The organism is Pseudoduganella sp. UC29_106, assembly GCF_044055365.1.
Taxonomy (GTDB): domain Bacteria; phylum Pseudomonadota; class Gammaproteobacteria; order Burkholderiales; family Burkholderiaceae_D; genus Rugamonas.
Window position 1 is genome coordinate 4,430,626 of the sequence record NZ_CP171977.1, and the last position, 11,380, is coordinate 4,442,005.

An 11,380-nucleotide genomic window follows, 5' to 3' on the forward strand; every position below is an offset into this window, starting at 1 on the left:
TGGATCGGCGGTGTGCTAATAATTTACGGCGATTTCGGCCGTAGTTCAAGGCGAAGATCAACCATACCAGTTTCCCGCGACGACGTCACGGTTCCGCCGAATCTGCGCATCAAGTGTTGCATTCCTGTATTCTCCGCCAGCGCTTCACCGACCAACTCGCGCGTACCGCGACTAGTGAAATAGTCGATGAGCTTGCGGAACAAGATATTGCCCAGGCCTTTTCCTTTCAGGTCGGAACGGATGATGATGGCGAATTCGGCGTGCTGATTATCAGGGTCCGCCACGGCGCGCACCACGCCCAAAGTTTCGGCTTCGCCATCCATACCGGTTTGGGTCGCGATGAATGCCATTGCGCGGTCATAGTCGATTTGCGTGAGCCGCGCTAATTGTGCCGGCGGCAGTTCTTTCATCGCCGAAAAGAAGCGCAGGCGCACATCGTCGGGCGTGAGGCGCGCAAAGAAACGCACATGGGCCGGCGCATCTTCGGGACGGATCGGCCGCAGCAGCAAGGGGCTGCCCTGCCATTCAATTTCTTCTTCCAACGCCTGCGGATACGGGCGGATTGCCATCGCGGACTCTGGCCGTTTCGGTCCCAGTGCAATGCGCGCGGCCCGCGGGGACAGGCCGTCCTCGCCCGCCACCAGCGGATTGATTTCGAGGCTGGCCACTTCGCCGATGTCCGCAACGAGTTCGGCGACCTGGATCAGCATGCGGCAAACCGCATCGCTGTGTGGCTTCAGCGCACGCGAAACACGGGTGCGTTCAAGCATCTCGCGCGCCAGCACCATATTCAAGGGCGGCAGGCCGACGGCGCGATCGTCCACCACCTTGCCTGCGCTGCCGCCAAGTCCGATGCTGATCACGGGACCAAACACCGGGTCCACATTCATCGCGATGCGCAGTTGCTGGCTGTCGCCGCAATCCGCGTTAGCGCTATCGGCAAGCGTGACGCCATAGGCGGCCAGCACCGCGCGCAAAGGCTCCGGCGCCAGCTGCGGCAAGCCCTGCGCCTGCGCCGCTTCGACCACGGCGCGCGCAGCCTGGCGTTCCGGCGCGGAAGCCATCGGCGCCTGCGCCGGCACTTCGATCAGCAGCGCCTGATTGCGGTGCCAGGCCACGACCTGGCTGAAGGCGCGCACGGCTTTTTCCGGCGTGTCATATGCCGGCAACTCGGCCTGCGCGAACACCTGGCGCGCACCGGCCACCGCATCGCCACCCACCCAGCTGGCGAACACGCTGCGGCCGCTGGCCTTGATCAGCGGCGCCAGCGCCTGCGCCACTTCCGTGCTGCCGGTCGCGGACGAAGGCCCGTGCACGATCAGCAGCGCATCGGCCTGCGGTTCCTTCAGCAGCGTTTCCAGCACGGCGGCGTAGCGTTCGCCGTCCGCCTCGCCGCCGATGTCGATAGGGTTGGTGGCCGCCAGCCGCGCGGGCAGCTGCGATTGCAGCCGCTTCAGCGTATCGGGTGACAGCGGCGCCAGGCTGCCGTGCACCCAGTCCAGCGCATCGGCCGCCAGCTGGCCGGGGCCGGCGCCATTGCAGATGATGCCGAGGCGCTCGCCGCGCGTGGGCCGCGCACGCGCCAGGGTTTGCACCGCGTCGAACAGATCGGAGGACGAGAACACGCGCAGCATGCCGGCGCGCCGGATCACGGCGTCGTACACGCGGTCGTCGCCGCCGCGCCCCGCCTTCAGCACCACCACCTGCTTGCCGCGCGCCGCCAGCCGCGCCGCGGACATGAACTTGCGCGCGCAGCTTACCGTTTCGATGTGCATCAGGATGGCGTTGGTGTCGTCATCCGCGGCGAGGAAATCAAGCATGTCGCCCAGGTCGATATCGCCGCCTTCCACCAACGACACCACGCGCGAGAAGCCTATGCCCTGGCGCCGCGCCCAGTCCAGCACCGCCGTCATCACAGTGGCCGATTGCGATATGAAGGCCAGCTTGCCCGGCTTGGCGCCCACATGGGCCACGCTGGCGTTCAGGCCCGCCAGCGGCGCCACCAGGCCTATGCCGCCGGGACCGAGGATGCGCATCAGATAGGGACGCGCCGCTTTCAGCAAGGCCTGGCGCACGCTGTCCGACACGGGCGTGAGCACGATGGCGCCGCGCGTGCCGCGCTTGCCCAGGTCCGCGATCAGGCCGGGGATGGTGTCCCGGCGGCGTGCAGATGATGGCCAGGTCCGGCACGCGCGGCAGCGCCGATATCTTCGGATAGCAGGAAATGCCGAGCAGCTGGTCGTATTTCGGATTGACAGGCCAGATGGCGCCCGCAAAGCCGCTTTCGGCCATATTGTTCATGACCTGGGTGCCCATGCGGTCCGGCCGCTGCGATGCGCCGAGAATGGCCACCGACGAAGGTTCGAACAGACTTTCAACATTCCTGACGCTCATGGCCTGCCCCTTCCGCGCGCTGCGCTGCGCTTCACCAGCGCGAGTAATGGTCCTCCGTCACGCCGGCCAGCTGGGTGACGATGCGTTTCGGTGCGTCCGGCGCACTGCGCACCCAGCCGCTGAACGTACCGATCGGCTGAATATAGCGGCTCGCTGCGACAACCATATTACGGTCCTGGCGGCGCGCGCCTTCCGGCGTGAAGAACAGCTCCAGCTGGTCGTCCTCGGTAAAGATATGCCAGCGCTCCATCGGGTCCTTCGGATCGTAGATGAAATGCGCGGGGCCAAGCGGCAGCACCTGGCCGTCCAGCCACAGGGCGTTTTCATTGGCGCCGAAATAGCCGGCCTGCAGGTTGAAGCCCATTTCCAGATTATGCCCGGAAGCCCAGCGCCACGACGTTTCGCGCGCCAGCAGACCGTTCGAATAGTCGAAACTTGCGACACCGCCGGCCAGCGGATATTCGTCGCGCCAGGTGCGCACTTCACCGCTCAGGGGCATGCCGGGCGACTTTTGCGTGCCGTGCAGCGCCCCGCCCTGCACCGGGCCGGTGGCCAGCAGCAGCGGGCCGATGGGCGGGCCGAATTCGGCATCGATTTCAAGATAGGGGCAGCGCAGCGCCAGGCGCTGCCTGCCGCCCTCGATGGCCTCGATCGCTATCGTCGTGCCGCGCGCCTTGAACCAGCTGCGGCCTGCCACATTGTCCGCCACGCCGACGGACAGGCGGCCCGGCAAGCCATCCTGCGAGAAGTTGGCGACGATATCGCTATCCCTGCGGTCGTAGGCGTAGGCGAAGCAGGTGCTGGTCCAGCCCAGGTCCACGATGGCGACTGCCGCCATCACCTGCTCGCTGACCAGGGACACGTAATGCCATTTCTTGTGGTGGAAACGGCGCCACAGGGCGCTGCGCCCGTGCGGCGCCGAGAGCCTGTGCCAGTCGAAGGATTGCGCGGCGCCGGCGAAGCGGCCCAGCATGGGCTGGCCGTCCGCGCCGACAATCCGCTGGGGAGCGGCGGCGAGCATCATTCTTCGACCGCCTGGGCGTCCAGCACCGCTTGCAGCAGTTCGGCGAAATCGTCCGGTTCGGAGCGCGCCACCTGGACTTGCGGACAGCCATGCCAGCCGGCCAGCCGCTGCAGCGCGCCCGCCACTTCGCGCACGAAGCGGTCGCTGACGCGCACGCCCGGCTCCAGCGCCACCGACTTGACCTCGAAGATGCCGCTGCGGCGGTGCGCCTTGGCGTCCAGCCGGCCCACCAGCGCGCCGCGGCGCAGAATGGGCAGGGTGAAATAGCCGTAGCGCCGCTTTTCGGCCGGCGTGTAGCACTCCAGTCGGTAATCGAAGTTGAACAGTTCCAGCGCACGGCGGCGGTCCCACACTACCGGGTCGAAAGGCGACAGGATGGTGGTCAGCGTGGCCGAAAGGCCGCCGTCGGCCGCGCTTTGCGCCAGGTCCGCCAGCTCGTGGTGGATATAGACAGGCTCCTTCCAGCCTTCGACGCGGGCGCGCAGCAGCAGGCCTTCGTCGGCCAGCGCATCGAGATCGGGCCGCGGTGGCTTGGTGCGGTAATAGTCCGGCACCCCAGGCGGCACGCGCCAGGCCGAGCGCGCGCACGGTTTTCAGGGCCAGCTCGCGCCGGGTTTCCTCCATGCCGGGCATGTGCCTGTCGTCCCAGTCCGGCAGCACGCGCTCGGCCAGGTCGTACACGCGCTGAAAGTTGTGGCGGCGCGCGATCATCAGTTCGCCGGTGGTAAACAGCACTTCCAGCGAACGCTTTTCCGGCTTCCATTCCCACCAGCCGCCGCCCTGCCCTTCCGTGCGTTCGAAGTCCGAGGAGCGCACGGCGCCGTTGGCGCGGATATGGGCCAGTACGGAATCGACTTCTTTCCGTTTCTCGCGCAGCCACTTTTCGTTATACTTCCAGCCCATTGCGGAAGGGTCCACCATCCGGTGGCGCATCAGGCGGTAGTCTTCGATGGGAACGAAGCAGGCTTCATGCGCCCAATACTCGAACAGCGCGCCCTCGGCCAGATGTTCCTCCAGCCAGGGTTGGGGATAGTCGCCCAAGCGGCTCCACAATACCAGATAGGGACTGCGCGCCACCACGTGAATCGTGTCGATCTGCAGCACGCCCATGCGCCGGATGGCTTCCAGCACGTCGGCCTTTTGCGCCTTGCGGCGCCGGGCTTGCAATAGGCCCTGGGCGGCCAGGTGCAGGGAGCGCGCGGCAGGCAGGCTGAGAGTGAGTTCGGTCAAGTGTGGAATCCCCCGGAAAACGAACGACTATTCTAATCTCGAACTGTCCACTTTTCGTTACTTTTTTGCACAGTCCCATGGCAGAATAAGCAGACTGGAGACCGCCTTAGTGAGCACTTTCCTCTCCCACGCCCGCCGCGTTTCGCGCAAGCTGTATCGCATGATACTGTTGCCATCGTTTACGTTGGCCCTGCTGGTGGCGATGTGGTCGGCCGTGGTCTGGCAAATCCGGCAGGAGGAAGCGGGCGCGCACCACGAAGCCGTGCAGCAGAGCCAGTCCCTGGCGCGCACCCTGGCCGAACATTCCAGCTACCTGCTGCGCCAGGCGGACCACGCCACCCAGCTGTTCAAGCTCAAATACGAGGAAACCGACGGCGCCCTGCGCCTGGCCGAATTCACGCGCCGCGGCGGCCTGCTCGATTCGGTGATGCCGGCCCGGCTGGAACTGCCGATTGCGCTGGTGGACGCGCACGGCCGCCTGGTCGAAAGCCGCAACGGTTATTTCGATGTCAATTTTGCCAACCAGGCCTTTTTCAAGACTCTCTCCACCAGCATCGACGACCTGGCCCTGGCCACCAATCCGATGGTCGATCCGGTGACGAAGAAATGGCAGATTCAGATCGCCCGGCGCCTGGACGACAAGCACGGCGCTTTCGGCGGCGTGATCCTGATGATGATCGACCCCGCGTATTTCGTGGAGGACTACGACCGCATGCACATCGAGCCGCAAGGACTGGTGATGCTGGTCAGCCGCGATACCGGCCTGGCCATCGGCCGCGTGGACGAGCGCCTGTTCATCACCGACACCATCGATTTCGTCACGCCCCTGGATCCGGGCCGCACGGCCGACGAGCTGCTGCTGAAACGCCCGATCGACAGCGTGGAGCGCATTTACAGCTACCGCGACATGCCGCGCTTCTCGCTGACGGCCGTCGTCGGCAACGCCGCCGGACACGCCATGGCCAGATTCGAGCGCCAGCGCCGCATGTATTTCGGCGCCGCCATCCTGGCTTCGCTGATCGTGCTGATTTTTGCCGCCCTGCTCACCCAGCAAAGCCGCCGCCTGCGCTCCAGCATGCAGGCCGCCAATGAGGCGCAGGCAAAGATGCGCGCCGCGGCGGACGCCAGCCTGGATGCGCTGTTCCTGCTGAAGGCTTGCCGCAACGGCGCCGTTGCCAATGAAGTGACGGACTATGTGCTGGTGGACGTCAACGAGCGCGGCGCCGCGCTGCTCGGCATTCCGCGCGAACAGGCGCTGGGACGGCGCATGAGCGAGCTGGTGCCGGAGTGGCGCAGCGGCGGCTACTTCGAGAAGTACCTGGCCGTGATGGAGACCGGCCAGAACGTCGAGGAAGAATTCGAGGCCAGGCTGGGCGGGGAGATGCACTGGCTGCGCCACCAGATCGTGCCGATCGAGGACGGCGTGGCAGTCACCATCCGCAATATCACGGAACGCAAGCGCGCCGAACTGGCGGTGCGCAAAAACCAGGCGGAGCTGGCAGCCGTCACCGACGCTTCACCGCTTGGCCTGATCCGCGCGGACAGCCGCGGCATGTGCACCTATGTGAACCGCACCTTCGAAATCATCTCCGGCCTGACGCGCCAGTCGGCACTGGGCAGCGGCTGGCTCGATTGCGTGCACCCGAACGATCGCGAGCTGCTGCAGGCCGGCATGACGCAGCTGAACCACACCCATGAACCCTTCCAGGAAACGCTGCGCTGCGTGCACCCGGACGGCAAGATCGTCTGGACTTCGATCAAGGTGGCGCCCATCGTCATCGACGGCCAGATCGACGGCTACGTGGGCACGCTGGACGACATCACGCTGGTGCGCAAGTCCGTGATGGCGCTGCGCGAAAGCGAAGCTCGCCTGCGCACCATTGCGGACACCCTGCCGGCGATGATCGCCTACATCGACTTCGATGAAATCTACCGCTTCCACAACCTGGCCTATGAGCGCGAATTCAGCAAGGCCGGCGTGCATGTCAGCGGCCGCAGCATCCTGGAAACCGTGGGCGAGAAGCGCTATGCCTTCCTGCAACCCTTTGTCATGCGCGCGCTGGCCGGCGAAACGCTGACCTTCGAGGAGGAAGACGAGGCGGATGGCGTGCTGCGCACCTTTGAGGTGGTCTACATCCCTCAGTTCGACGAGGATGGCATCACCGTGATCGGCTTCCACGTGATGCGGCAGGATGTGACGGCGCAAAAGCGCGAGAAGCAGCGCCTGCTGCGCCTGTCGCAGGTCGATGCGCTGACGGGACTGACCAATCGCTCGGGCTTCCTGCAGAAACTGAGCGACAGCATGGACTATTGCCGCGAGCACGGCACGATGATGTCCGTGATGTACCTCGATATCGACCGCTTCAAGCCGGTCAACGATACCTACGGTCATGCCGTGGGCGATGCGTTGCTCAAGTCCTTCTCGTCGCGCCTGTCGCACGCGCTGCGCGCCAGCGATACCGTGGCGCGGCTGGGCGGCGACGAATTCACCGTCATCATGGAGCGCATCGGCAAGGCGGAGGACGCGAAAACAGCCGCCGCCAAGATCGTCACCGCAATGCAGGCGCCGTTCGAACTGGAAGGCATCGTGGTCAGCGTGTCCACCAGCATTGGCGTGACCTTCTACCGCGACGAAGACGTGAACCCGGCGGAATTGCTGAAGCGGGCCGACGTGCTGCTGTACGAAGCCAAGCAAGCGGGCCGCAACACCTTCCGCAGCGGGCCGCCCCGCCCCGAAATGCGCGCCCCCCAACGCCGCCTGAACTTGGCGCGCATCAAACCGGGCGCGGCCCGGATGCGTTATATTCACACCTTCTCACGCAACCTGAAATCCCATGCGTCTGCTGCACACCTCGGATTGGCATCTTGGCCAGTCGCTCCACAATTTTGACCGCCATTACGAGCACCAGCGTTTCCTCGACTGGCTGCTGGACACCATCGTCGCCGAGCAGGCGGACGCGCTGCTGATCGCCGGCGATATTTTTGACAACGCCAATCCCTCGGCAGCCTCGCAGCGGCAGCTGTATGGATTCCTGCAGCAGGCCCGCGCGCGGGCGCCGCAGCTGGACCTCGTGGTCATCGCCGGCAACCACGATTCGCCCGGCCGCCTGGAGGCGCCGGGGCCGCTGCTGGAAGCGCACGGCACTCAGGTGGTCGGCAACGTGGCGCGCGATGCCGAGGGCGCGATCGATGTGGCGCGCATGGTGCTGCCGCTGACCCGGCACGACGGCTCGGTCGCCGCATGGTGCCTGGCCCTGCCCTTCCTGCGCCCCGGCGATGTGCCGCGCGTGGACGCCGGCGTGCCGGATGGCGGCGCGGACGGCAGCTCTGACGCCGAGGCGAACGCCGCGCGACCCGATCCCTACCTGGCCGGCATTGCGGAGCTGTACCGCCAGGCGCTGGCGCACGCGCAAACGGTCTGCCAGCCCGGCCAGGCCATCGTCGCCATGGGCCACTGCCACATGGTCGATGGACAAATGTCGCAGGATTCCGAGCGCCGCATCGTCATCGGCGGCACGGAAATGCTGCCGGCCGGGATATTCGCGCCACCCATCGCCTACGCTGCGCTGGGCCACCTGCACCTGGCGCAGCAAGTCGGCCCGCACCAGCACCTGCGCTACTGCGGCAGTCCGATTCCGCTGTCCTTCGCCGAAGTCGATTACAAGCACCAGATCCTGCGCATCGACCTCGATGGCGGCGCCGTGCGCGATATCGCGCCCATTCAGGTGCCGCGCGCCGTACAGTTGATGCGCGTGCCGCCGCGCCCCGCAGCGTTGGCGGACGTGCTGCAGGCGCTGGCGGAACTGGACGTGCCGGAAGCGCCTGCCGAAGAGCATCCGCTCATTGAAGTCCGCGTGCGCCTGGACGCGCCGGAACCCGGCCTGCGTGCGCGCATCGAGGAAGCCCTGCAAGGCAAGCCGGTACGCCTGGCGAAAATCGAAACCAGCAGCGCGGCGCGCGCGTCGCTGGAAGACGCGGCAATCTCGCTCGACCAGCTGGACCGTCTGAAGCCGGACGATATCTTCCGCCGCCTGTACCAGCAAAAATACCGCAGCGAAGCGCCGCCCGACCAGTTAAGCGCCTTTGCGGAGTTGATGCAGCCATGAAGATCCTGCGCATTGGCGGCAAGAACCTCGCCTCGCTGGCCGACGAATTCTCGGTCGATTTCGAAAGCCAGCCGCTGGCATCCTCCGGCCTGTTCGCCATCAGCGGCCCGACGGGCGCAGGCAAGAGCACCTTGCTCGATGCCCTGTGCCTGGCCTTGTACGACGCCACGCCGCGCCTGTTGACGGCCACCGGGAAGACGCCCGACACGGGCGACCATATCTCCTCGCAGGACCCGCGCACCCTGCTGCGTCGCGGCGCCGCCGAGGGCTACGCGGAAGTGGACTTTGTCGGCAATGACGGCACGCCCTACCGCGCGCGCTGGAATGTGCGCCGCGCCCGCACCAAGGCGGCCGGCGCGCTGCAGCCGACGTCGATGTCGCTGCACAAGCTGCCGGAGCTGCACCCGATCGGCGGCACCAAGACGGAAGTGAAGGCCGAGATCGAGCGCCGCATCGGCCTCTCCTTCGGCCAGTTCACGCGCGCCGTGCTGCTGGCGCAGAACGAGTTCGCCACTTTCCTGAAAGCCGCCGACGACGAACGCGGCACGCTGCTGGAAACGCTGACCGGCAGCGCGATCTACAGCGAGATTTCGATGCGCGCCCACGAACGCGCGAAGCTGGAAGCGCAGGCGCTGCAACGCCTGCTGGGGCGACTGGCCGACCAGCGTCCGCTCGATACGGATGCACGGGCGGAGACGGAGGCGCAAAGCGTTGCAGCCGAAGCGGCGCTGGCGGCGGTCGACCAACGCAAGGCGGTGCTGGAGGCGGAATTGCGCTGGCACCAGCAGGCGGCGCGCCTTGCGGCCGGCGTGGAGCAGGCGCGCGCGTCGGTCGGCGGATGCGCCGCCGATCTGGAAGCCGCTGCGCCGCGCCGCGCACGGCTCGAGGAACTGGAAGCCGTGCAGGAAGCCCGCCCGCTGGATGACGCGGTGACGCGCATTGCCGCCGAGCGGTCGGCCACGCAGTCCGCGATCGAGCACGGGCTGCGCGAAGCCGATGGCGCGCGCGCCGCGCAGGAGCAGGCTACCGCGTCTTCCACTACGGCCGGCGAGGCCTTGGCGGCGGCCGAGGGCGGCGCTGCAGGCGGCTGCGCCGCAGCTGGACCAGGCCAAAGCGCTCGATGCCCGTATCGATGCCATGCAGGCCGCCTTGCGCCAGCTCGCCGTCACGCGCGACACGGCGGCGCTGTCCGATGCCGCTGCGCTGGCGTCGCTGCAAGCGAAGCAGGCTGCGGCCGCGCAACTGGAAAGCGAGCAGGCGGCCGGAGCGGCGTGGCTGGACGCCCACCAGGACTGGGCGGCGCTGGCGCAGGATTGGCCGCGCTGGGATGTGCTGTTCCAGCAATCCGGCCAGGCGGCGGCGCGGGCGGACAAGCTGTCGCAGTCGCTGCACAATGTGCTGCAGACCAGTGCTGAACTGCGCGCCGATGAAGCGCATGCGCGCACGGCGCTGGCGGCGGCGGGCGACCGCCTCAGCACGGCGGAACACCAGCGCCAGCTGGCGCTCGAAGCGCTGTCCGGCTTCAATGCCGAGGAATTGCATGCACAGCGCGCGACGTTCGATCAGCGCCGCGAGCTGCTGGCCGAGGCGGAGAAAGCGTGGCTGGAATTGTCCGTCAGCCATTCGCGCCGGCAGGCGCTGGACGGGCAGTCCGCGCAGTTGCAACAGGCGCGTGATGCAGCCTCGCAGCAGGTGGACGCGGCCAGGCACAAGAATCTGGAGCTGGTGGCCGCCTCCACCCAGGCCGAACGCTCGCTCAAACTGGCCGAGGCGGCGTGCGGCGAAAGCGTCGAACAGCTGCGCGCCACGCTGGAAGACGAGGCGCCCTGCCCTGTCTGCGGCGCGACCGATCATCCCTACCGCCATATGGACAGCAAGCTGCAGGCGATGCTGGACGGCCTGCGGGCGGAAGTGGCTTCCTGCCGCGATCAGTTGCACCGGCACATGGAGCACGAGGCCGGGCAACGCGCCGTGCTGCAGAGCAGTCTCGAACAGCTGGCGTCCCTGGCATCGGAGCGGCATGCGATTGACGTCTCTTTCGCCCGGCTCACGCCGCGTTGGGATGCTGCGGTAGCCGCCCTAGCGCCGTTTGAACCGCTGGCGGCCGGCGATGCGCTGGACGCCGTCGACGCTGACGAGCGTGGCGACTGGCTGTCGGGCCAGCTGTCCGCCGTGCAGTCGGCGCTGCGCGGGCTGGAAGCGAAAGAGAAGGAACTGCGCAGCGCGGCCGGGCGCCGTGACCTGGCGCAGCAGGCTTGCGAGCAGGCCGCGGCTGAGCACAACAGGCAGCAGCAGGCGCTGTCCGCCGCGCACACGGCGCTGGCGCAGGTCACCTCGCAACGCGAAGCGCTCGAGCTGCAGCGCACCGAGACTGCACTGGACCTGGCCTCCCTACTCGATGAGCTGGACGCGGCCTTCAACCGCGCCGATACCCCTCATGAAGGGTGGCAGGATCACTGGAAATCCGGTCCGGCGCGCTTTTATGAGCAGCGCCGGGCCGAGAGCAAGCAATGGCTGGCGCAGCGCACTGCCTGCGACGAGCGGGCCGCCGCGCTGGGCGCCGCCGCCATCGAGCTGCAGGCCTTGCAGGCGGCGCTGGCGCGCACGGGCGCCGAGCTGTCTGCCG

The 11,380-nt window shown here is 67.1% G+C and carries 5 protein-coding genes and 2 pseudogenes; 3 read left to right on the forward strand and 4 right to left on the reverse strand.

Annotated features, from left to right (window positions below; genetic code table 11):
• Positions 1 to 23: 23 nt before the first annotated feature.
• From ACHMW6_RS22060 to ACHMW6_RS22075, 4 genes and pseudogenes are all read right to left on the reverse strand, one after another.
• Entirely contained in the window at positions 24 to 2,099 is a 2,076-nt protein-coding gene (locus tag ACHMW6_RS22060) for a bifunctional acetate--CoA ligase family protein/GNAT family N-acetyltransferase (protein ID WP_395399931.1), read from the reverse strand.
• A 109-nt stretch (positions 2,100 to 2,208) separates the two neighbouring features.
• A pseudogene (locus ACHMW6_RS22065) lies at positions 2,209 to 2,394 on the reverse strand (CoA-binding protein); the annotation flags it as partial.
• Positions 2,395 to 2,425: 31 nt separating this feature from the next.
• Positions 2,426 to 3,418 (reverse strand): DUF2804 domain-containing protein, encoded by a 993-nt coding sequence (locus ACHMW6_RS22070; protein WP_395399933.1) that lies wholly within the window; start codon positions 3,416 to 3,418, stop codon positions 2,426 to 2,428.
• Positions 3,415 to 4,528: pseudogene (locus ACHMW6_RS22075) on the reverse strand (winged helix-turn-helix domain-containing protein). Before ACHMW6_RS22075 ends, ACHMW6_RS22070 begins: the two are co-directional and overlap by 4 nt.
• Before the next feature lie 229 nt (positions 4,529 to 4,757).
• Here ACHMW6_RS22075 and ACHMW6_RS22080 point away from each other — a divergent pair.
• From ACHMW6_RS22080 to ACHMW6_RS22090, 3 genes are read left to right on the forward strand one after another with little or no spacing between them, the layout of a single operon-like run.
• A complete protein-coding gene (locus ACHMW6_RS22080; RefSeq protein WP_395399935.1) occupies positions 4,758 to 7,538 on the forward strand; it encodes a diguanylate cyclase domain-containing protein in 2,781 nt (926 codons plus the stop codon).
• Positions 7,483 to 8,754, forward strand: coding sequence for an exonuclease SbcCD subunit D C-terminal domain-containing protein (locus ACHMW6_RS22085; protein WP_395399937.1), 1,272 nt, complete (start codon positions 7,483 to 7,485; stop codon positions 8,752 to 8,754). Before ACHMW6_RS22080 ends, ACHMW6_RS22085 begins: the two co-directional genes overlap by 56 nt.
• Complete coding sequence (locus ACHMW6_RS22090; protein ID WP_395399939.1) at positions 8,751 to 10,169, forward strand: AAA family ATPase; 1,419 nt, start codon at positions 8,751 to 8,753, stop codon at positions 10,167 to 10,169. The genes ACHMW6_RS22085 and ACHMW6_RS22090 overlap by 4 nt, the downstream gene beginning before the upstream one ends.
• Positions 10,170 to 11,380 lie beyond the last annotated feature (1,211 nt).

Bases quoted from the DNA above. Each gene is read 5' to 3' on its own strand.
- ACHMW6_RS22070 (WP_395399933.1), bottom strand. From the start codon at position 3,418: ATGATGCTCGCCGCCGCTCCCCAGCGGATTGTCGGCGCGGACGGCCAG.
- ACHMW6_RS22085 (WP_395399937.1), top strand. From the start codon at position 7,483: ATGCGTCTGCTGCACACCTCGGATTGGCATCTTGGCCAGTCGCTCCAC.
- ACHMW6_RS22090 (WP_395399939.1), top strand. From the start codon at position 8,751: ATGAAGATCCTGCGCATTGGCGGCAAGAACCTCGCCTCGCTGGCCGAC.